Annotated in this window: 17 protein-coding genes and 1 other RNA gene; 2 read left to right on the forward strand and 16 right to left on the reverse strand. The window is 32.0% G+C overall.

Annotated features, from left to right (window positions below):
• The 9 genes from BB045_RS07125 to BB045_RS07165 all read right to left on the reverse strand — a co-directional run.
• Positions 1-4,492: YSIRK-type signal peptide-containing protein (locus tag BB045_RS07125; RefSeq protein ID WP_075140624.1), on the reverse strand; the 4,492-nt coding region annotated here is incomplete at its 3' end.
• 386 nt (positions 4,493-4,878) lie between these two features.
• The gene (locus BB045_RS07130) at positions 4,879-5,757 is read right to left on the reverse strand and encodes a 5'-3' exonuclease (protein ID WP_070581693.1); all 879 of its coding nucleotides are present in this window, start codon (positions 5,755-5,757) and stop codon (positions 4,879-4,881) included.
• A gap of 16 nt (positions 5,758-5,773) precedes the next feature.
• The gene (locus BB045_RS07135) at positions 5,774-9,217 is read right to left on the reverse strand and encodes a dynamin family protein (protein ID WP_070581691.1); all 3,444 of its coding nucleotides are present in this window, start codon (positions 9,215-9,217) and stop codon (positions 5,774-5,776) included.
• A gap of 232 nt (positions 9,218-9,449) precedes the next feature.
• Positions 9,450-10,088 carry an SDR family oxidoreductase gene (locus tag BB045_RS07140; RefSeq protein ID WP_037537074.1) on the reverse strand — a complete coding sequence of 213 codons (639 nt, stop codon included), beginning with the start codon at positions 10,086-10,088 and terminating at the stop codon, positions 9,450-9,452.
• A 165-nt stretch (positions 10,089-10,253) separates the two neighbouring features.
• The gene (locus tag BB045_RS07145) at positions 10,254-11,387 is read right to left on the reverse strand and encodes a THUMP domain-containing class I SAM-dependent RNA methyltransferase (RefSeq protein WP_070839651.1); all 1,134 of its coding nucleotides are present in this window, start codon (positions 11,385-11,387) and stop codon (positions 10,254-10,256) included.
• A 113-nt stretch (positions 11,388-11,500) separates the two neighbouring features.
• Positions 11,501-11,884: RNase P RNA component class B (gene rnpB, locus BB045_RS07150), an RNA gene on the reverse strand.
• 133 nt (positions 11,885-12,017) lie between these two features.
• A complete protein-coding gene (gpsB, locus tag BB045_RS07155) occupies positions 12,018-12,356 on the reverse strand; it encodes a cell division regulator GpsB (RefSeq protein WP_037550412.1) in 339 nt (112 codons plus the stop codon).
• A gap of 10 nt (positions 12,357-12,366) precedes the next feature.
• The gene (locus BB045_RS07160; RefSeq protein WP_070581683.1) at positions 12,367-12,930 is read right to left on the reverse strand and encodes an SLOG family protein; all 564 of its coding nucleotides are present in this window, start codon (positions 12,928-12,930) and stop codon (positions 12,367-12,369) included.
• A gap of 10 nt (positions 12,931-12,940) precedes the next feature.
• Entirely contained in the window at positions 12,941-13,279 is a 339-nt protein-coding gene (locus BB045_RS07165; RefSeq protein WP_070581681.1) for a DUF1798 family protein, read from the reverse strand.
• A gap of 304 nt (positions 13,280-13,583) precedes the next feature.
• Between BB045_RS07165 and recU the strand changes: the two genes are divergently transcribed.
• Positions 13,584-14,210: a Holliday junction resolvase RecU gene (recU, locus tag BB045_RS07170; RefSeq protein ID WP_070581680.1), complete on the forward strand. Its 627-nt coding sequence runs from the start codon at positions 13,584-13,586 to the stop codon at positions 14,208-14,210.
• Positions 14,207-16,486 carry a transglycosylase domain-containing protein gene (locus tag BB045_RS07175; protein ID WP_070581678.1) on the forward strand — a complete coding sequence of 760 codons (2,280 nt, stop codon included), beginning with the start codon at positions 14,207-14,209 and terminating at the stop codon, positions 16,484-16,486. Before recU ends, BB045_RS07175 begins: the two co-directional genes overlap by 4 nt.
• A gap of 162 nt (positions 16,487-16,648) precedes the next feature.
• Here the strand turns inward: BB045_RS07175 and BB045_RS07180 are convergent, their stop codons facing one another.
• The 7 genes from BB045_RS07180 to BB045_RS07210 form a co-directional block, all read right to left on the reverse strand.
• Positions 16,649-16,978: a YpoC family protein gene (locus BB045_RS07180; RefSeq protein ID WP_075140625.1), complete on the reverse strand. Its 330-nt coding sequence runs from the start codon at positions 16,976-16,978 to the stop codon at positions 16,649-16,651.
• A gap of 4 nt (positions 16,979-16,982) precedes the next feature.
• Positions 16,983-17,642, reverse strand: coding sequence for an endonuclease III (nth, locus tag BB045_RS07185; protein ID WP_037550432.1), 660 nt, complete (start codon positions 17,640-17,642; stop codon positions 16,983-16,985).
• Entirely contained in the window at positions 17,632-18,318 is a 687-nt protein-coding gene (locus tag BB045_RS07190) for a DnaD domain-containing protein (RefSeq protein WP_070442984.1), read from the reverse strand. The genes nth and BB045_RS07190 overlap by 11 nt, the downstream gene beginning before the upstream one ends.
• Positions 18,319-18,407: 89 nt before the next feature.
• Entirely contained in the window at positions 18,408-19,700 is a 1,293-nt protein-coding gene (gene asnS / locus BB045_RS07195) for an asparagine--tRNA ligase (protein ID WP_070442981.1), read from the reverse strand.
• Between the two features lie 110 nt (positions 19,701-19,810).
• Positions 19,811-22,513, reverse strand: coding sequence for a helicase C-terminal domain-containing protein (locus tag BB045_RS07200; RefSeq protein ID WP_070861154.1), 2,703 nt, complete (start codon positions 22,511-22,513; stop codon positions 19,811-19,813).
• Between the two features lie 31 nt (positions 22,514-22,544).
• Positions 22,545-23,516: a biotin--[acetyl-CoA-carboxylase] ligase gene (locus BB045_RS07205; protein ID WP_075140626.1), complete on the reverse strand. Its 972-nt coding sequence runs from the start codon at positions 23,514-23,516 to the stop codon at positions 22,545-22,547.
• Complete coding sequence (locus BB045_RS07210) at positions 23,503-24,705, reverse strand: CCA tRNA nucleotidyltransferase (protein WP_075140627.1); 1,203 nt, start codon at positions 24,703-24,705, stop codon at positions 23,503-23,505. The genes BB045_RS07205 and BB045_RS07210 overlap by 14 nt, the downstream gene beginning before the upstream one ends.
• Between the last annotated feature and the right edge of the window lies 1 nt (position 24,706).

The raw sequence follows: 24,706 nt of genomic DNA on the forward strand, positions 1-24,706 counted from the left end.
GACCAGTACTATCTGTCGTACCCGAACCAATCACGTTGTTATCCTTATCAAGTAAATCAACATGAGTATTTGGATCCGTTGTCACCGTAATTGGTGTTTTAGTCGTTGCCTTACCAGTTAAATCATTTGTCACAACAGGTTCCGTCGGAGGAGTCGTATCTGTCGCTTTTTTAGGTGCAGAAGTTGAGACATTTGGGTGTTCCGCATTATCGTAAGCTTTCGCAGTTACATTACCTTCCGGTATAGGTTGAGTTGGCGTAATAATGACATGACCATTAGCACCTGTAGTCCCCGTTCCAATGACATGATTATCTTTATCTAGTAACTCAATACGAGTATTCGGATCAGAAGACACATCAATTGGAGTTTTGGTTGTTGCCTTACCAGTTAAATCAGTATTAACAATTGGGCTACCTGGAGGAGTTGTATCCGTCGCTTTCTTCGGTTGAGAAAGTGAACTGTTCGGATGTTCTGCGTTATCCGTTACTTTAGCACGTACATTACCTTCAGGAATAGGCACCGTTGGTGTAATCGTAACTCGACTAGTACTATCTGTCGTACCCGAACCAATCACGTTGTTATCCTTATCAAGTAAATCAACATGAGTATTTGGATCCGTTGTCACCGTAATTGGTGTTTTAGTCGTTGCCTTACCAGTTAAATCATTCGTCACAACAGGTTCCGTTGGAGGTGTCGTATCCGTCGCTTTGACAGGATCAGATGTAGAACTATTCGGATGTTCTGCATTATCTATAGCCTTGGCAGTTACATTACCTTCCGGAATAGGACGAGTTGGCGTGATTGTAACACGTCCATTAGCACCAGTCGTACCCGAACCAATCACACGACCATCTTTGTCTAAAAGTTGTACGCTTGTATTCGAATCCGTAATAACTTCAATCGGTGTTTTAGTAGTTGCCTTTCCAGCTAAAGGTGTTGTCACTCTAGGTTTAGTCGGTGGCGTCGAATCCGTTGCTTTGACTGGATCAGATGTAGAACTATTCGGATGTTCTGCATTATCTATAGCCTTGGCGGTAACATTACCTTCTGGAATAGGACGAGTTGGCGTTATAGTGACATGTCCATTAGCACCTGTAGTCCCAGAACCAATAACATTGTTATCCTTGTCTAATAATTGAACATTCGTATTAGGGTCCGTAATAACTTCAATTGGTGTTAAAGTTGTCGCCTTTCCACCTAGTGGTGTTGAAACTCTAGGTTTAGTTGGAGGCGTTGTATCAGTTGCTTTAACCGGATCAGATGTAGAACTATTCGGATGTTCTGCATTATCTATAGCCTTGGCAGTGACATTACCTTCCGGAATAGGTCTTGTAGGTGTAATTGACACTCGACCTGAACTATCTGTTGTTCCGGTACCTATGATTTGCCCATTTTTATCTAATAATTGAACATTCGTATTCGGATCAGTTGTAACTGTAATCGGATCAGTCGTACCTGCTTTTCCAACTAATGGTGAAGTGACTCTAGGTTTAGTTGGTGGTGTAGTATCCGTCGCTTTTCTAGGTGCAGACGTTGAAACGTTGTTAGCAGGGTCATACGCTTTGGCAATCACATTACCTTCTACAATAGGTGTTGTAGGAGTGATTATTATATGACCATTTCCGTCAGTCGTACCTGTACCTATAATGTGCCCATTTTTATCAATTAAATCCACTCGTGTATTTGGATCTGTAGTAACAGTAATCGGTGTTAAAGTTGTTGCTTTACCAGTTAAATCTGTATCGACAGTTGGAACTGTTGGTGGAATAGTATCTGTTACTGATACGTGATCAGAGTCTATTGAGTTAGGTGTCTCTGCACCATCTGTAGCGCGTGCGTAGATTTTACCTAAAGGTAGTGGTGCTGTTGGCGTAACAATACCGTGGCCGTCTATTCCAGTAAGAATTAAACCATAACTTTTTCCATTTTCATCAAAAATTTCCACTCTAGTCATAACATCTGTAGAAACATCAATAGGTGTTCTCGTACCCACTTTATTTACTAAATTAGTATTAATTACTGGTTTTCTAGGTGGTGTTGTATCAGTAACGTGTCTTGGATCAGATGTTGCATTATTAGTTGCATCAGTTTGATCATATGCTTTTGCAGTGATATTACCTTCGAAAAGATAATGATCTGGAGTGATATTCACATGTCCATTAGAACCAGTAATTCCACGACCGATGACATTATTATTTTTATCTAATAGTTCTACTCGCGTATTTGGTGTAGATGTAATGTCGATAACTGGTGTAGAGAAAGCTTTACCTGCAACATCTGTGTTAATGACTGGTTTCATTACAGGTATAAGTGTTGTCGCTTGAACAGGAATCGAAACAGAACTATTCGGATGTAAAGCATTATCTGTAGCTTTCGCAGTCACATTTCCCTCAGGAATAACTCGATCTGGCGTAATAATCACATGACCACTAGCATCCGTTGTACCTGCTCCAAAAATACGTCCATTTTTATCAATTAATGCAACATGTGTGTTTGGATCAGTAGAAACATCAATAGGTGTTAATGTACCAGCTTTATATACTAATCGAGTGTTAATGACTGGTGTTGTAGGTGGAATCGTGTCAGTTGCTAATTTAGGATCGGATGTTGAAACTTTTGATTCATCACTGTGATTATAAGCTTTTGCAGTGACATTACCTTCAGGTATAGGACGAGTTGGTGTAATGAAAGCATGTCCATTAGAACCTGTAGTACCTGTACCAATTTTATTGCCATTTTTATCGAAAATTTCTACTTTAGTACTCGGATCAGTAGAAACGTCGATGACAGAAGTTGTTGTTGCTTTACCTACTAAATTAGAGTTAATAGTTGGTTTTAATGGCGGCTGATTTTCGATAGAAGTTAATGCACTATCTTCAGGTAATAAACGACCTGATAAAACAGTATAGGCAGTTTTACTTGTACCACCCATTGCTGCTGTGTTGGCATATGACCAAGCGTTTTCCAATTCTGCATTCGTCACATTATCTCTTAATTTAACTTCAAGATGCATGTGATAAGCGCGATTTGCACCTTCTGGATGGTTGGGATCCACTTGAATACCAATTCCATAGTTCCAACCACTGAAAATGCCTCTTTGGTCTTCGACTGCTCTTCTCAAATCAGGATTATTTCTATTTGAGTGGAAATATTCGTTCGCATCAGAATTATAACTTCTGCCAGGACGAACACCATAACTGAGATAAAATGTTGTGTGACCAAAGTCATGTTGATTGCTATTTAGCATATCAAACATTTGAGTACTGTTATCTGGATCGATGATAAAATCGCTCGGTGACTCACTCAATAGACTGTTACTACCACTTCTTCTTTCATAAGCGGTATAAGATAGATTTCTAACTGAATCACTCGAAAATGAGCCATCTGAATTTAATTTCATTACTTTATATGGTAATAGCAATGTCATACCTAGACGATGTTGAGAACCACGTGGAATGAAATTAAATCCATCATTGTTGAAGAAAACATCATAAACTAAGTATTTTGAATTTCCATCACGTTTATAATAAGCACGCATTACGGTCTTTCTAGATGTAATATTTTCCACACCATTAACTTGTTGACCAGTACCTAACGCCCTACCATCAGGTAATGAGGCATAGTTACGTTGGTACACAATGACGTTTCTACCGGCATTCCAACGACCATTTAAAGTTGTAAATCTAAAATTAGTACCCTTTTCAATTTGTTGACCGTTTCTTGGATCGCGTTTACCTGAATGAGAACGAGTAATCACATTTGCTAATGAATTACGCGTTCGCTCTAATCTTGTAACTAATTCTAGAAGTGATTGTTGCGAGACATTACTAGATTGAGTGAAACGACTACTTTCTACAATTAATTTTTTCGCTTCTTCAATATGAGGATTTGAAGGTTCTATAGTTTCAACTTCTAATAATTTACTTTGAATTTCTTGAGTAAGATTAGTCAGTTTAGAAATGTTTTTGTCATCAATTTTCTGTTTGTTATCCGACTTAGATTCTTTAGATGTGTCTAGCTTATCATCATGGTTACTTTGATTCGAAGATTGCGTCCCTACGATCGATGAAGATTTTTCTTTCAGTTCATTTGTTTTTTCATCTTTAGTGACTGGCGATCTTTCTTCCATCTTTTCTTTAATAGATGTTGATGTCGAATTAGTAATTTCTTTTTCGCTTGTTTGAGTTTCTATTGCATTTTTTTCTGTAGTTATCTTGTCATTTTCTTTTGATTGCTTATTGATTTCTGCAGCTTGATCAGGAGTTTGATCATTTTGAATTGTTATTGCATCATTTGGATTACTATTATTGTCTCGGGATGCTTGTGGTTCAGTACTTTGCTGTGCTTTTTCAACTGTCGTATTGGTATATTCACTCGCATGGGCTTGATCAGTATGCGTTCCTAAAAATACTAACGTGGCGATTAATGTTGAGAAAGTTCCCACTGCATACTTTCGAATACTGAACTTTTGCAGTTTATCTCGATGATTCATTGATGTGCTTCTCTCCTATTCTATGTTGTATATTCTTGATGTTGATGTTATGAGTAGTTTTGAAAAAGTAATTCCGATAACACATAGCTCAATATCAAATGGATTGATAATTAAGTTACCATATTTATTGTCTTAATTTTTTCAGTCATTAGAACATAAAAAATTGCTCGACAAAAGTTTCACAACTCCTCTCGGGTGTTAATTTCAATTATCATTATGAAATGAACAATTCAGTAGTTGTTCTATTTAATAATATCATTAATTTAATTGAGTGTGAAATAGATTTTAATTTAATAAAATAAAAAAATATAAATATTGAGAATCGTTATAAATTAGTTAAAAAAGAGACTCAAAACACATTATAGGTCTTGAGTCTTTGTACTAAATTATAATTTTGTTGATATATATTTTCCAGAAACATAAAGTTCATGTTCGTTGCAAATTGAAAGTATGTGGTTAAGTGAATGTGCATAAGCCATATCTCTATAAATTTCCATGCTATTTAGTGGCACATCAGTAAATATTTCGGCTAACTTTTTTGACAAAGTTAAATTATACTTATCTGCTTCAATTTTCTTACGTTGTCCAGGAGTCAATTGTTCAATATTGGATAATACATTCTCAACACTTCCATAGGTTTGAATTAATTTAAGAGCTGTTTTTTCACCTATACCTTTAACACCAGGATATCCGTCTGCAGAATCACCCATAAATGCTTTAATATCAATTAATTGTTGTGGATTTAACTGATATTCTTCATTAAAACGAGTTAAAGTATAACGATTATAAATATTAAATCCTTTCTTTATTAACCAAACTTCTACATTATTATTAATGCATTGTAATAAGTCTTTATCTCCAGTGATGATGTGGACCTCGTTATTATCAGAAAATGTTTTTGCCAAAGTTCCTATCACATCATCAGCTTCATAATTAGTCATTCCAACATTTATAAATCCAAATTGGTCTGAAATTTCTTTGACGTAGTCAAACTGTGGAATAAGCTCTTCTGGTGGTGCTGGACGATTTTGCTTATAGTTGGTATACATATCATTTCTAAAAGTGGATTGTCCCATATCCCAACATACAGCTACATGACTAGGATTGATTTCATTTATTGCTGTGAAGATATGTCTAACGAAACCTTGAATTCCGTTAGTTGGTATACCTTTTGAATTATACATAAATTGATTGTGTAAACTTGTAGCATAGAAATGTCTAAATAATAAAGCCATTCCATCTACTAATAGGACACGATTTTTCATATTTTGTGCCTTCCTTCTATTTTAATAGTGCGTTTAATTTTTGATTCGCAATACGTAATTGCTCGATTAATGTATTGTCTAAATTAAATGATAATAATTCATCGATTTGATCTTGAATTGCATCCTCAATTTGCGCAAATTTCTCTTCAGTTTCTTTATTCATCGAAGCAACATACTGAATCAATGCCTGTCTAAATTCACTAATTTGATTTTGTAATAACTCCAACGTATTTGAACTGATTTGTTCTTGTAACTCTCGTTGAGTATTTGGGTTCAAAATTCGACGTTTCGTTAATTGTTTAGGTAAAGCATTAATCATGTCATTTAAATCAACACGCAAGAATGCCTTTTCAGTAAAATTAGGCATAATTGAAAAATCTGAATTAATAAATACATGCAATTGATTTAATTTTTGGATTGTCGGTGCGACTTGTTCGCTAAGTTGACGGTTATAATATTTCTTGATTCGTTCAACTAATAAACTTTGTTCTAAATATAGTCGTTGATGTATTTGATCTAAAAATGCTTTAGAAGAAATTTTCTTTTCATCATTAAAATCACTATTTTGAGTCATCTGACTATTAAATATACTTTTAACATCATCCAATAATTGTAATTTTAATCTGCCATTTAAATGATAAATCTGATCTTCAACTTCATTATTAGTATGTTGTTCTGTAGTAAATAGCAATTGATTTGGTAACCTTTGTTCATTTTGATATTTCTTCAATTGATGCTGACGTTGTTCAATATGAGATTGGTTAGTTTTATAATCATGAATCATCTCTTCGAAAGAAATATTGATTTGCTCAAGTTGTTTAACCATTTGTTGCTCTAAAATTATATTTGAATCAACTTCTACAAATTGGTCAATGCTATGACGCAGCTGATTAATACCTTCATCGTTCCCTCTCAATGCTTTTCTACTTGAAACACCAAAGATATCTGACTTCAAGTTTACTTGAGTTAAAGCATCTTTAACGTAATGTTTTACCGCAGCTAAATCATCACTGTTTTCAGCAAGGTCTACAGCGTTGATAACCATTTTGAATGCTTGATTTTCATTAAGTTGATTCATCTCTTTCATATGTTCGATGAAGTTTTTATCATTATCTGTAAATGAATGATTAAAATAACTCACATATAAAATTAAATCGGATGAAGTTAAAATTTGTTCAGTTTCGTTTGTATGACGTTGATTGTTTGAATGTAAGCCTAGTGAATCAACGATTATTTTTCCTTTCAACCATTCTAATGGTAAATTGATGTGCACGGTTTTAACAAAAGTAGCAAACTCATCTTCAGCACTCCATTTTTTTATTTCCTCTTGAGAAATCGTATGTTTCATACCTTCATCCAACATATCTTTATATATAGAAAAATGTTTGTGAACTGCACTTACAAAAGCAAGTTGCTTCTTTTCTAATTTGTTTTTTAATTGTGGTACATCAGATTGGACAAATGCTTCGAGTGATTCGAAAGAAACATTATGGTATTCAATGAGTTGATTAAGTTCATTTAATAGTTGTTCTTCAGTTTTAAGTGTGATTTGACTATCCTCACCGTAAGATAATTCAGTCGTAGCTGCAGTTGTAGGATTTGGTGAACTTACTAAGTATTGCCCACCTAATAAGGCATTAATTAAACTACTTTTTCCTGCACTGAATGTACCAAATACACCAATTTTGACAAGTTTATTTTCTAATCGTTCTAATGTATCTTTAATATCATTTTTTGTTCTATCAAATAATGGTACAGGTTCAATAATGTTTAATGCTTCTTGAATGTTAACCTTTTTAGTATTACGCTCATTTAAATTTTCATCAGACGCGCTCTCATCTTTTTCTAAAACTTGATCATTGTTTTCTAAAATATAGTTTGCTTCAGTTCTTCCTATTAATTTATCTAAAGAGTCATCCATATGGATATAATAATGTTGATAATTTTTAGTTGTTAGAGATTCTTTTAAATTTTGTAATTCAATATAATGCTCATATATCTGTAGATCATCATTAGTTTCTTCAGTTAAACCTTGCGCTTGTGTATGATCAATCGCTTGATTAAATAACGGATTGGATTGTTTTTCTACAAAATTAGTAATAGCTTTAAGCACTTCATCACTAAAAGTAAGTACATAAGTATTACTTATACTCGTTTGAGGTTGATATAAATTGGAAATTAAACTTGAATCTATTTCGTAATGTTGATTTAATACATCATGATTAACTTCAGAGTTATTAATAAAACGTGTTAAAAATGACATGTCCTCTCGTAAGGGTTGTCGAATTTGTTGATTAACTTTGTCTTGAAGTTTAGAAACAACATTCTGTAAGCGTGCTTCTTGTTCCTCTTTTTTTTTCTTCTTTTTGTTTAAAAAGCCGCCAACTTTAAAATCATCACTCATACTTTCAAGATAATGTCTAATATCTTCACGCATGTCATGTGTCATAATGTATGCATTATCTAATATATCTTTTCGCTTTTGTTTTAAAAAACTTAATAATTGATCAGGATTATTTAAGAGTCGAGCTTCTTCACTAACGGCTTGATTTTGTTGAAATTTAGCATAGGCTTGTTCAAATTCATCTTCATTTATATTAAGCTGTTCTAGAATATCTTGTAGTTCATTTTGAATATATCCTAATTGAGCCTCTGTAATAAACTTAACTGTACGATTTACATAATCCTCAATAGGTTCTCTATAATTATCATTCTGTATTAAATATTGAGAAAGACGTGAAAGTTCATTTTCGGGATGATCGAATTTTGTTACATAGAAAATATCTGTAAGTTTAATATCCCAATCTTCTATTGATTTATTGACTCTTTGTTTGAAAGTTTCAAAAGTAATTTCATCTTCATTATGTTTATCGATTTGATTAATGATAAAAATGACTGGTATACCTACATCATTCATTCTTTTAATAAATTGAAAATTTAATGCAGATTGTACATGATTGTAATCTACTGTATAGAACAAAATGTTGCTTGTATACATGAATTGTTCAGTTGTAGACTGATGTGTAGTTACGTTTGAATCTACCCCAGGTGTATCTTGAAGCGTAAAACCATTTTTGAATTTTGAAGAAGGAAAATTAATTTCAACAGACTCTACATCTACATTTAAACGATTCATTTTTTTGACTTCATCATATGTTTTTAATTTTGTATATTGTTGATTTTCTAAATTAGCTATAATTTCTTGTTTGTCTGCAACTGATACGATTGCAGTATTACTTGTGGTAGGTACTGGTGAACTTGGAAGAATATCTTGTTCTAATAATAAGTTAATTAATGTAGATTTCCCCGCTGAAAAGTGACCAACAAAAGAAGCGGTATATTGATTTAAATATACCTTTTTTATTACTTGATTAATAGTATGTATTAAAGTTGAATTTTTTGATTTTTCAACTTCTTTTTTTAATTTATATAAAATATCTAATTGTTCATTATTAGCCATGCTAAGTCCCCTTTGTTTCAAACATTCAAATAAAAAAGTAACAGCCTGAGACATACTTAATGTAACAGGCTATTCTTAATCGGGTAGGCAGATTTAAAATTAAATATACTGTTTAAGTTTATTCAACAAAAATTATACTTACTAAAGTAAAAACTTTAATTTTTATTTCTGACTCGCTACCTATTTATTAAATTTTATCACAACAATAGTTTGAAACAAATATAAAGAATAGTTAATTGAACCAAGCTGGTTTATCTCCATCAGTGTTTGGTTTATTAACACCTATGTTTTCTTTAGAATATAATTCTGGGTTTTTCGCTATACGTACAGCTAAACTTGCAATACTGCGTCTTGAAACTTCTGTTCCTCTAAATTGAGTATCCTTCGATGTAACTTCGTAATCTGTCTCATTTTTAAATGTAAGCCATGCTGGACGAATAATTGTATAATCTAATGTTGATGCTTCAATAATATCTGCAGCTTTACGATATTTTGTCAATTTCTCTCCAAATTGAGATTTATTAAATTCATTAAATTTAGCTGGTAATTCATCGTAAATACCAGGGGCAGCTACAAAGATTAATCGTTTAACATCTTTTTTAGACATAGCATCTACAATAGCTTGTGCTTCGATATCTAATGAACCAGATAGACTAGCAAATACAACATCAACTTTATCAAGTGCTTGCTCTAAATCTTTTGAGTTTTTTGCATCGCCTTCATAAACTGTTACTCGATTTGATGCGTAATCAGGAATTCGATGCGCATTTCTTAAAAATAAATCTACATTAAAATTAGAATCCTCTAAAAATATTTTAGTAGCCTCGATAGAGACCTTACCATTTGCGCCTATTATTAATACTGTTTGCATATTATTTCTCTCCTAACTAAGATGTATATAAATTTATGTATTTGTATCTATATTTAACACTCTTACTATCACTTTACATCAGTAATAATAAGAGTGCTAATGAATTGATTAAATTAATTAAATATTATTAGCTACATTAAGAAAAATTTACAAATTTAATAAAAATTATATAGTAGTTGGCTTTTTACCCCAATATTGATAATAAGTACATTCAATATAGCCGTTAAATAATTTTCTTCTTTTAGTAGCTTTTCGATTAACTAAAAATTCAAATTCCTTGTTACTAGTCAAGATGTAAGTTGATAAATGTGAATGTTGATTCATTAATTTACCAATATAACGATACATTTCTTCGACTTCTTCCTTATCTCCAATTCGTTCACCATATGGAGGGTTTCCAACTAAAGCTACTGATTCATCGGTATCAATTGTTAATGTATTCACATCTTTAACACTAAATTGGATTATATCTGCCAAGCCGACTTCTTTAGCATTACGTTTAGCAATTTCAACCATTTCAGGATCTATATCTGATGCAAATACTTGAATGTCTTTATCGTAATTAGCTTGTTGATCAGCATCATCTCGCATATCATCATAAATATTGGGAGGCATAATATTCCATTCTTCAGAAACAAAATCTCGATTGAAGCCTGGTGCAATATTTTGAGCGATTAAACATGCTTCTATGGCAATAGTACCTGAACCACAGAAAGGATCTATAAAAGGCGTATCTCCCTTCCAATTGGCAAGTCGTACCAGACTCGCTGCCAACGTTTCTTTAATAGGAGCTTCCCCCTGAGCAATACGATATCCACGACGGTTCAAACCTGAACCTGAGGTATCGATAGTCAATAATACATTATCTTTTAAAATAGCTACCTCAACAGGGTATTTAGCACCACATTCATTTAACCAGCCTTTTTCATCATAAGCTTTTTTTAAACGTTCAACAATCGCTTTTTTAGTAATAGCTTGACAGTCAGGTACACTATATAATGTTGATTTAACACTTCTACCTTGAACTGGGAATTGCCCTTCTTTATCAATAATGTTTTCCCAAGGTAGCGATTTTGTTTTTTCAAAAAGTTCATCAAATGTTGTAGCGTTGAAACGGCCTACAACAATTTTAATACGATCAGCTGTGCGTAACCATAAATTGCATTGCACAATAGCTTTAGCATCACCTTCAAAAAAGATACGTCCATTTTCAACCTGTGTTTCATAACCGAGTTCTTGGATTTCTTTGGCTACAACAGCTTCTAATCCCATTGGACAAACTGCTAATAATTGGAACATTACGTTTTCTCCTTTTTTATAGATATATTTATATGTTAACAAAATTTATTATGTATGAGTAAAAAAATAAAAAGCTCTCCAATCAATGGGAGAGCTAAACTAGTTCATGATATTTCTGTAAGCCATGTTCTGTACCGTTGTACTCATAACGTACACTAGTTGTACTGGTACGTCGGTGGTAACCATCTGTCTACAAATCTTTATATTCCGAATAAAGATGTCTCGTTTATACGTTGAATTCCGCTAAACAAGTGCTCCTACCAAATTTGGATTGCTCACTCGAGGGGTTTACCGCGTTCCACCCTTCATATTTCTATGAAAGCTACGTCACTGTGGCACTTTCAAACTAATTTAACCATATCATAAGACTTAGGTTATTTCGTTGCCGTCAAATTAATGCCTTGATTTATTGTTTCATCAAGCACGAACACTACAATCATCTCAGACTGTGTGAGCATGGACTTTCCTCTATATTTCTATAGCGATTACCCAAAATATCACTTTTGCGATTATATCATAATTTTTTATACTATAACAGATATTTTTAAAGAATATCTGTTGTTAATTGAATACTTATTATTACACAAAAAATATCCAATTGATAACATTCATTAATTAAGCTAAGTTAGATTACTTTCCAAAAACAGCTTTTTCTAAATTTGAAATTCTTTTTAAAATATCAACATTATTGTTTGATGAACTTGAGTTGTTTGAAGAAAACGATTTATTGTCAGAAGGTCTTGTTGTTGCCACTCTTAGTCTTAATTCTTCAACTTCTTTTTTTAATTTGTTATTTTCTTCAGACAATTTTACAACTTCATTATTCATATCAGCCATTTTTTGATAATCTGTAATGATATCATCTAAAAAAGCATCTACTTCCTCACGACGATAACCACGGGCCATAGTTTTTTCGAAATCTTTTTCATAGATATCTTTTGCTGAAAGCTTTAAAGAAACATCTGCCATTTTTTCCACCTCATTCGAAACTTTGAACTTGCTCCCACTGCATATCATTTATAAAATCAGTGAGTTCATCAAATGCCACAATATCACAAGTATAGTTTGTTTTATTTATAAAATCAACTAACATCCTTTTAAAGAATTTTGGGCTTCCTTCTTGCTCTTCATCATATATAAGTATAGTCATATTTGTATGATCTAACATAAACTGATCTGTTTGTTTAAATTGATATGGTCCTTCATATTCGGTATGATGTACACTTTCCATAAAATCAGCTTCTTGAGCAATTTTATTATACTTCATTTGATTCTGTTCATTCCACTTAGAAGTATGCCCATAAAAAGGCGTTATAATTCCTAATTTTAAATCGGGATACTCAACTCGCAAATCAATAACTACTTCAGCCGTCCATAATTCAATACCAAGTTGTCCTTGAATAAGTACCCACTCAAGCCCCTCATCAATATATTGTAATAATTTATGTCTGATAAAAGCTTTTAAATAATATACTTCAGGTGCGTCATCTTTGAAAATATTTAGTTCAAAAGATTTATACCCTGTTACATACACAGTTTTCAAATGCTCAACATCACCCTTCAATAGTTTGATAAATATAATTTAAATCGTAGTTAACAGCTTTTAACTTCTCATTAAAAAGCTTTTTGCTTGTTCTATAAAAGTGACAATCTACTGATAATTCTTTATATGACTTAATTAGTAAATCAAACTTATTAGCATTCATATAACTCAATTGAATAATCTGGGGTTTTAATTTAATGAGATTTTCTAACTTAGTGTCTATCGCTTGCGAATAAGGGTAAACTACTTCATAAAAATCAAAGTTCGTCTCGGAATTTTTAACAATATTATAGCGATCTTCTATTGTATGTAATTCATTGATTAAATCATTTATCAACATAGTATCCATGAAGACGCCCCCCTTATATTCAATTTAATTTATCATAATTTAAACTAACCGTCATTTAAATTGCTAGCTATATAAACAGGATAAATACATTGAAATATTGTTTTACTAGTTAATTAACGTTAAAATAAAGTAGATTAATAATGAAATTCATAGATAAGATTAAATACTTATTTGTCTATTTTTATTATTATCTATCATAGTTTGAACATATAATCATTTTACATAAATGATTATTAATAGTATTAGTTAGTGTAAGTATTACATAACCACTATTATATGAATTCAAACTTGTGTGGTGAATTAAATGAATTACCCTAATGGAAAACCTTTTAAGGGAAATACGACTATGGTCGGAAGAAACGGTAAATCGAATTTTAGTAATATAGAATATGGTGGCCGTGGTATGACTCTTGAAAAGGATATTGAACTTTCAAATGATTATTATTTAAAACATGGTAAAGCGGTTATCCATAAAAAACCAACACCTGTTCAAATCGTTAATGTTCATTATCCCAAGCGAAGTAAAGCAGTTATAAATGAGGCTTACTTTCGTACACCTTCAACTACAGATTATAATGGCGTTTATAATGGTCATTATATTGATTTTGAAGCAAAGGAAACTAAAAATAAAACATCTTTTCCTTTGAATAATATTCATGATCATCAAGTAGAACATATGAAAAATGCATTTCTTCAAAAAGGAATTGTATTTTTAATTATAAGATTCAAATTACTTGATGAAGCATATTTATTGCCATTTTCCAAATTCCAAAAATATTGGGATAGATATAAAAATGAAATAAAAAAATCAATAACAGTTGAAGAAATAAGAAAAAATAGTTACTATATTCCTTATCAGTATCAACCAAGATTAAATTACCTCAATGCAGTTGATAAGTTGATATTAGATGAAAGTGAGGACCGCGTATGACGGAAAATAAAGGATCTTCTCAACCTAAAAATGGTAAAAATGGGAAGTCCAAAGCAAAAAAGAATAAGAATGTGAAAAGAACGATTATCAAGATTATTGGCTTTTTATTAATTGCCTTTATCGTTTTAGTTCTATTAGGCATTTTATTATTTGCGTATTATGCATGGAAAGCTCCTGCATTTACCGAATCTAAATTACAAGATCCTAAACCGGCAGAAATTTACGACAAAAATGGTGATTTAGTAAAAAAATTAGATAACGGCGCAAGAAGAGAACATGTTGAGTTAAAAGATGTTCCTAAAAATATGAGAAATGCTGTGTTAGCAACTGAAGATAACCGATTCTATGACCACGGTGCAATTGACTATAAACGTTTATTTGGTGCCATTGGTAAAAACTTGACTGGTGGATTTGGTTCACAAGGTGCATCTACTTTAACACAACAAGTAGTTAAACGAGCATTCTTAAGTGAAGAGAAATCTATCGGACGTAAAGCACAAGAAGCTTACCTATCCTACCGTCTAGAACAAGAGTACAGTAAAGATGAAATCTTCCAAATGTACTTAAATAAAATTTATTATTCAGATGGTGTTTATGGCGTTAAAGCTGCAGCTAAATATTACTTCAATAAAGATTTGAAAGATTTAAATCTTGCGGAAGAAGCATATTTAGCAGGTTTACCACAGGTGCCTAACCTTTATAATATTTACGACAACCCTAAACAAGCGGAAAATCGTAAAAACACTGTACTCTACTTAATGCATTATCACAACAGAATTTCTGATAAAGAGTATAATGCCGCTAAGAAAATTAATTTAAAAGCTAATTTAGTAGATCGTACAGCTAAGGAACGTCAAATTGGCACTGATAACTCTGATTCAGAATACGATTCATATGTGAACTTTGTTAAATCTGAATTGATGAACAATAAAGAATTCAAGAATAAAAACTTGAGTGATGTTCTTCAAAGTGGAATTAAGATTTATACAAATATGGACAAAGATGTTCAAAAAACATTACAAGATCGTATAGACAACGGTAATTACTATAAAAATGAAGACCAACGTGTTGGTTCTACAATTCTTGATAGTAAGACTGGTGGCTTAGTTGCAATTTCTGGAGGTCGTAACTTCAAGGACGTTGTTGACAATAACGCTGCAACTGATGCGCATTTAACTGGTTCATCATTGAAACCGTTCTTAGCTTATGGTCCAGCTATTGAAAACATGCAATGGGCTACGAATCATGCAATTCAAGACGAATCAAGCTATTCAATAGATGGTGGTACATTCCGTAACTATGATGGAAATGGACATGGTACTGTAACTGCGTATGATGCGTTAAGACAAAGTTTCAACATTCCAGCGCTTAAAACTTGGCAACAAGTTAATTCACAAGCTGGGGATAATGCAGCTAAGAAATTCGCATCAAAAGTTGGATTAGATTATCAAAGTGACATTGGCCCTTCTGATGTACTTGGTGGTGGCGCTTCTGAGTTCTCACCTACTCAATTAGCATCTGCTTTCGCAGCAATTGCTAACGGCGGTACTTACAATAATGCACATTCTATCCAAAAAGTTGTAACAGCTGATGATGACACAATTGAGTTTGACCATACAAGTCATAAAGCTATGAAAGACTACACTTCTTATATGTTAGCTGAAATGCTTACAGGTACATTCAAAGCCTATGGTTCAGCCTATGGACATGGCGTATCAGGCGTTACTATGGGTGCTAAAACTGGTACAAGTACTTACGGTACTGAAATTAACCAACAATATAACCTACCTGATAACGCTGCAAAAGACGTTTGGATAAATGGTTTCACACCTAAATACACAATATCTATCTGGATGGGCTTCAGTGAAATTAAAGAAGGTGGCGTTAACTCATTCTTAGGTCACTCAGAACAAGAATATCCACAATATTTATATGAGGATGTTATGTCTGATATTACTTCAAGTGATGATGGTGACTTCAAGAAACCAGATTCAGTTAATGGCTCAAGTGCTGATAATTTATCAGTAAGTGGTCACCCAGATAACAACACGACTAATCGTGAAGTAAATGGTAGCAGTGGCTCAAGTTCATCAAATAGCTCAAATAGTTCAAATAACTCAAGTAATTCTAATAGTAGTAACACTAATAATAGTGGCAATATTAATTCAGGAACTACAAACAATAATTCAACAACACAAGGTACTAATACTGTCGGAAGTACACTTTCAAACATCTTTAATTTAAATAATATTTTCGATTTTAAAAAGTCCTCATAGTGTTTTTGAAATGTTAAATAATTAAAAGAAGGCAATTTCTATTACATCAAATAGAAATTGCCTTTCTTTATAATCATTGATAAAAATTAAATATTTGAGTATAAATATAAGCCAGTAGATGAATTAAATAACTCATTTTACTGGCTAATTACTGTTATAGTATTAACTTTGTCGCTTTCTTCTAATTTGGTATGACGCATTCATTTTAATTAACTCATTTTTTAAAGTCTTCATTTGACTATAACCCATAAAGTGATATTTTCTAGCTAACATATATCGATAGCGTTCTTCAAAGTTCATTGGAACTACTGGGTATTGATCTAATAATTTGAAATCAATAGTTTTAATTTCATTAATTTCTTTAAAAAATTGAATTATTAAATTAAAGTACTTATCGATTACTGGCTTAGCGTTTGATGAATTTAATGCTCTTTGTTTAGTGTATTCATCAAGTAACTCTTCAATTTCATCAAATTCTTGTTTATTAATCATTTAATCAAGCTTCCTTTAATTGCCCTTTCATACGTTTTTGCCCTTCTCTACAATCATTTAGTAAGGGACATATGTCACACTTAGGCTTTCTAGCTAAACAATGGTAGCGACCAAAGAAGATAAGTTGATGATGACTTCTACTCCATCTTTCCTTTGGAATAATACTACATAATCTATCTTCTACTTGTGTCACATTATCTTTCCATCTATTAATTCCTAGTCGCTTAGAAACACGTTCAACATGCGTATCAACTGCTAATGATGGCTCATCGAAAGCTACACTCATAACAACATTTGCTGTTTTACGACCGACTCCAGCTAAACTTTCTAATTCTTTATGAGTACTAGGAATTTGACCATTGAATTGTTCGAGTAGTGACTGACAAAGCTTTTGTATATTTTTCGCTTTGTTACGATATAAGCCAATCGAACGTATATCATTTTGCAGTTCTTCGATATCCACATTCAAGTAGTCTTGAGGCGTTTTATATTTTTGAAAAAGCGTACGTGTAACTTTATTTACTAAATTATCGGTACATTGAGCTGATAAAAGGACTGCAATTGTTAATTCGAAAGCATTATCATGTTTGAGCTCGCATTCAGCATTTGGAAACATATCAGCTATGACATCTATCATTTCTAGTGCTTTCTTTTTACTTATCATCTAACTTCTCCCCATTTAACCAATCAAATTTTGGTATATGATTAACCGTATGTGTCATAGATGGCTTGTTAAATTGTTCTCTTATTTTCTTAGATTCTTCAGTAGTTGTGACATTATTCTTTTTCCAATTTAACAATATACGATCTACGTACTTGAAACTAAGTTTGTCATGACTATATGCTTCATCTAACGCTGCTCTAATTAAAGTAAAGTCATGCTTGTCTGTGTCAATCCATTGATTAAGTGTTTCAATTTCATATGGTGAAATAGGTCTAGCAAACAAGGATTCTATATATTGGAAAAGGTCTTTAAAATTTTGTTGAGCTTGATTTGTTAGTTGTTTTGAATGATCTTGAGATAAAATATTGCTTAATTTTTCATAGAAACCATCTAAATTCATATATTCCGTAAATTTACCTTCTTCGTCCTTTTTTACATGAAGTTGTAATAAATCCCTTTGAATTAAATGCTGAATGATGCTAGTTATTTCACGTGGTTCCATATCTGAGCCTAATTTCAACTCATCGATGGATGGTTGTTTATTTGTTGTTTCAGAGGCATAAATCAATTTAATTAAAATAATTAAATCTTTTTCTGTCAGTCCTAATTCACTATAATGGTCAAATAATTCTCTTCTAACGACGACAGGACGTGTTTTGAGTTGAATTTTATTCAAATTGATATTCCCCCTCTTTAAAGTTGAAAAAGCGTCCAGTCAACATGCTGACTGGACGAGTAAATTAATATGGTATGTGGGATTAGAACTTATGGATATAAACGATTTAATAATCGTGGGAATGGAGCAGTTTCTCTTACGTGTTCCACACCAGAAATCCAAGCAACAGTTCTCTCTAACCCTAATCCAAATCCGCTATGTGGCACACTACCATAACGACGTAAGTCTAAATAATAGTTATAACTTTCAGCGTCTAATTGATGTTCATCTATACGTTGTTCTAATAATTCTAAATCATTAATACGTTCAGAACCACCAATGATTTCACCATAACCTTCTGGTGCAATTAAATCTGCACATAAAACTGTTTCTTCATTCTCTGGATTTGGTTGCATATAGAATGGTTTAATTTTAGTTGGATAATTTGTAATAAATACCGGTAAATCATAATGATTTGCAATAGCAGTTTCATGTGGTGCACCGAAGTCCTCGCCCCACTCAATATCATCGAAACCTTCTTCTTTTAAGAACTTAATTGCATCATCATAAGAAATTCTTGGGAAAGGTGCTGAAACCTTTTCAAGTTTACTCGTATCTCTATCTAGTGCTTTAAGTTCTAATTGACAATTTTTAAGTACAGATTTAACGACATGTGATACATACTGTTCTTGGACTTCTAAACTTTCCACATGATTTGTAAATGCCATTTCTGGTTCAATCATCCAGAATTCAATCAAATGGCGTCGAGTTTTAGATTTTTCAGCTCTGAAAGTTGGTCCAAATGAGAATACACGACCATGAGCCATTGCAGCTGCTTCCATATATAATTGACCACTTTGAGAAAGGAAAGCATCTTCATCAAAGTACTTAGTATGGAACAATTCACTTGTTCCTTCTGGAGCACTTGCTGTTAAGATTGGAGGATCAATTTTAGTGAATCCATTTTCATTAAAGAATTCGTATGTCGCTCTAATAATTTCATTTCTGATTTTCATAACAGCATGTTGTTTTTTTGAACGCAACCATAAATGTCTATGATCCATTAAAAATTCAGTACCGTGATTTTTAGGTGTAATTGGATAATCATGTGCTTCGTGAATAACTTCAATTGATTTCACTTGCATTTCGTAGCCTAAATCTGAACGGTTATCTTCTGTGATAACACCAGTCACATAAAGTGATGATTCTTGTGTAATTTCTTTAGCTAGTTGGAATGTTTCTTCAGAAACCTCTGATTTAACCACTACACCTTGCATAAAGCCACTACCATCACGTAATTGTAAAAAGGCAATCTTGCCACTTGAACGTTTATTTGTTAACCAAGCACCAATAGTCACTTCTTGGTTAAGATGTTGTTTAGCTTGTTTAATCGTTGTTTTCATAACCAATCTCCTAATTGTCATTCTTTGTAATCAATACTTATTTATTTTAACAAAATAAATTGTGAAGTTCTAGCATGTGAACACACTATCTCAATGTATAACAGTTTGAATCATTTATTAGCATCAATATTATGTTGGATTTTGTTAACAAGTTTGCTAAATTGTTTAATATCGCCCTTTTTTTGCTTATAATTTTCTAAAGTTTGAGCAAAAAAGTTTTTATAGTTACTGCTTACAAGACGATCATCAAAAGAGACAATCAACCCTTGATCATCTTCATTGCGAATTAAACGACCTAAACCTTGTCTAAAACGAGTAACTGCGTCGGGTAAAACATAGTCCTTAAAGGTAGAATCAAATTCAGAATCCATAAGCCAATGTTTCGTATTGTATTTATTCATAAATGGAAGTTTAGCTATCATAACACATTTAATACCTTTAGCTTGATAATCAAAACCTTCGAAAAACGTTGATGTGCCAAGTAAAATTGTCTTATCAAAATTATTAAATTGTTGAACAATTTTATAGTTTTGATTTTGTTGTTGTGTAAGTACTACATAGTCTTCAAAAGTGGGTAATTCATTTAATAACTCTTGTACCATGTGCATCATACGGTAGCTTGTAAATAACACTAAACATTTCGAATCAGTGATTGTTACATACTCTTGAATATAATCCACTATAGATGCTATGTAATCATCGATATTTTTGAAGTTATAAGAACTAACATCACTAGGAATAAACACGTTCGTATTCGTGCGATTAGATAATGTCGATGGAACTTGATACGTGTTAAAATGCACATCTTCTTTAAACCAATTTTTAAAGGCATCAAACTTATGATTAAACGTCAATGTTCCAGAAATAAATGTTAATGAATTAAATTTATCTAAAACGCGAGTCGTTAAAATATCACGAACTGCATAATCTTTAACAATCAATTTAATAGTTGACTTTTGAGTTAGATTCCTAATGGATAAGTACGCAGTATGTTTATCTTTTAAACTCTGCTCTATATTTCGATAAGTATCATTAATATATAAAAGTTGTTTGCGTAAAGTCTTAATTGTTTTGTGCGTCATACCATTAAAAATTTCTAATGTCTTATTTATCTTATCAACAATCAAATGCAAATCTTTAAGTATCTGAGTTGAATCAAATTCAAATACATAATGGTGTCGATGTATATCGTCATCATAAACGTCAGAGTTTTGAATGATTTCGAATATATGATTAAATAGACGTTCATTTAAATCATGTATTTCTGATATATTCATTTTCAAACCGAATACATCTATCGGTGCGATATCTAAACGTTCTAAAATTCGTTGTTGTTCTAGTTTATCAATCGCTTTTAATAATTTTTCATTTTCATTTTTTCCTATTAAACCAAGTTGATATTTTAAATCTGAATAATCGAGTTCATTAGTGACTTGGTTTAATGCATAGTCAGGTAAACGATGTGCCTCATCAATTATACAATCATCGAAAAGTTGATAAATTGAATTCTCTTGGTCTGAGTGTATGAGATGTGCATGATTAGTGATTCCGATTTGAATATGATGTGCATTTCGTTTGATGTAATTGTAATAATGTATATCATGTCTAACTGGTACATAAGTTTCAATCTTTTGGTCAAAATACATTTTCTGGCCACCTTTAAGATTTAAATCTTGAATATCTCCAGTTTTCGTTTCGATAATCCAGGTCAATAATTGCATTTTTAAAATATTAACTTCATAGTTGGTAGTTTCATCTTTCAAAATCTGACTAATTAAGCCAAGTGAAATGTATTCAGATTTACTTTTTATGAGTGTGGCATTAATTTTAAAGTTTAGTGCTTGATTGATACTCGGAATATCTTTTAGCAAAAGTTGATTTTGCAACAGTTTAGTATTAGTCGAAATCATGACATGACGTCCAGTTTCAATGTTATACATCAAAGCCGCCAAAAGATATGCCAATGACTTTCCACTACCTAAAGGTGCTTCAATCATCGCTTTATCATTGTGCATGAGTTGCTCTAAGATGATTTCAGATAAATATAGTTGTTGTGGACGATATGTTAGATTAAGTGATTTAACTACTTCACTATACAATTCTTTAAGTGATCCATTAAATGTTGTTTTAGGTGCTTTTAAATCAATTTGCTTTTTATAAATTATTTGTTCGAATTGACCGTATTGATTATCTAAAGGTGAATTTTCATGTTGACGTACCATTTCAAACAAGACATTAAATAAGTCATATTTTAAATTTTTACTTAAATAATAGAGTTGTTTTAATGTATCTATTGGTAGTTGTTCGAACTTTTGAAAGGCTTTAATCATTAGTAATGCAGTAGTAGTAGCGTCTTCATCAGCCCTATGTGCGTTGTCTAAGGGTATGTCGTGTGCCTCTGCTAATTCACTAAGTTGATAACTCTTATCAGTAGGATAAGCAATTTTAAATACTTCTAACGTATCCAGAACCTTTTTAGGTTCAAAATCTATATTACAGTTTTGAAAGGCTTTTTTTATAAAATTTAAGTCAAAATCAACATTATGAGCAACGAACACACAATCTTTCAATTGTTTGTAAATTTCTTGTGCAATTTCATGAAAATAAGGGGCTTGCTCTAACATGGTATCTTCAATAGAAGTCAACGCTTGGATGAATGGAGGAATTTCCAAATCAGTACGAATCATAGAATGATAAGTCCCAGATATTTTATTGTTACTTACAAAAGTAATACCAATTTGTATAATTTTATCATAATCAAGTTGATTGCCAGTTGTCTCTAAATCCACAACTGCATAACTTGTGTGTCCCATAACTAACTCTCCTTATCTCATGTCATTCGCATTATATATCTATATCCGCACTAATAAGGCGTCTAACTTCATTATTTTCGTCTCTAACTATTAAGAAACCATCGTCATCAATATCGATTGCTTCACCTATAAATTGTTTGTCGTTTTCAGTGAAACGCAATTGGCGTTGCCATATATTTGAGGCTTCAATATACTCATTTCGAATTTCTGTAAAAGGCTTTGTTAAAAATTGTGAATATCGTTTTTCGATTGATGAAATGAGCTTTTCTAAAAATGAGTATCGATTAATTTTATTATTACTATGTAAACGAATGCTTGTTGCTCTCTGTTTAATATCATCAGAGAAATCACTGTCACTGTGGTTTAAATTAATACCTATACCACAAATAATAGCGTCAATTGAATCGTAATTTGCTATCATTTCAGTTAAAAAACCACATACTTTTTTATCAGCAATATAGATATCGTTCGGCCATTTAATTTCTACTTTATCATTCGTGAAAGATTGTATTGCATCCCTAATTCCTAAAGCAATAAACAAGTTAAATTTTGGGATCATTGAAAAAGGTACATTTGGACGCAATACTAGAGACATCCATAAGCCTTTTCCTTTTGAAGAAGCCCAATTACGATTAAATCGACCTCTTCCTTTTGTTTGTTCGTCACTTAATATAATCATAGACTTATTATTATCTACCAATTCTTGCTTAGCAATAATCTGAGTTGATTCAACACTTTCAAATACTTTTATCTCCGAAGCTAGTTGTGAATTTTTTAAAATATAAGATACGATACCATTATACCAACTATCTGGGAGTTTATTTAATTGGTGGCCTTTATGATTGATAGATTCGATTTTGCAACCATCTTTTTTTAATTGATCAATGACTTTTTTAACAGCTGCTCTAGAAATATTTAGCTGATCAGCAATATATTGTCCCGAAATATATTCAGATTGATGTATATATAACATACGTATAACATCTTGACTATATTTTGACATTCTCTTTCACCCACTTCAATAATTCATCTTTTAAATTTGGAACTTTATTTGTTAACACATCATTTTCTATTTGTCTAAGAACTTCTTTCAGCCAAGGGCCACTTTTTTTAGACGTAATTCTAAGTATATCTCCACCATTAATGTTTAGATCTCTACGACTTCTAATAGGTAAATGTTGATCAATTTCTTTTATTGATTGAAGATTAAATATTAACGGAGAGGCTACTTTAATGTTATTGTCTTCAAGTATTGAATTAATAGCAATGATATCTAAAATATTATTCATACCATAGTTATAAACGAATAATTTTAATTGATCTTTAGATGAAACATGAGGCATCTCTAGCATTATTTTATGATATTGATTGATTTTAGTTTTCTCATTGTTGCTTATATTTAAGTCAGAAAGTGAAGTATTTGTTTGTTCAACAGTCATTAATATTGCTAACCATAATTCAAAGCTTATTGGTGAATTAACTTTAGTTTGCTTCATATCAAGACTTCTAAAGAAAGGTACATAATTAAAGAAATTCAAACCTATTAGGTTTAGGTAGCTTTGGCTTACATTTTGACCTTTAATTAATTTTTTTAATTCCACGACAATGCGTTCTATAGATAAATGTTCTACATCTGCGATTTGATGTTTCATCGCATCAAAAGTATCACCTTCTATAGTAAAATTCAATTGGGATTGAAAGCGTAAGCCTCTTAAAATGCGTAATGCATCCTCTTTAAACCGTTCTTTAGCATCACCAACAGTTTTAATAATATGTTGATTTAATGCTGCATTACCGTCAAAATAGTCATAAATATTAAAATCTTTATCCATGACAATTGCATTAATTGTAAAGTCACGACGTTGTAAATCTTCTTTTAAATCACGCACGAAATAGACTTCACTAGGCCTACGATGATCAACATACTCTGCTTCAGCTCTGAAGGTTGTTACTTCATAATTTGTTCCTTGATACACGACATTTATAGTGCCATGCTCTCTCCCGATTGGGATAGTCTTGTCAAATATTGTTTCTATTTCATCTGGTGTAGCACTAGTAGTAATATCGATGTCGTGAATGGGTCTGTTCATTAAGTAATCTCTCACCGATCCACCAACGAAATATGCTTCAAATCCATGTTGTTCTATTTTTTCTAAAATGGGTTTTGCTTGATTAAATAGTTCTGTTCCCATA

Source organism: Staphylococcus sp. MB377, assembly GCF_001922505.1.
Lineage (GTDB): Bacteria > Bacillota > Bacilli > Staphylococcales > Staphylococcaceae > Staphylococcus > Staphylococcus haemolyticus.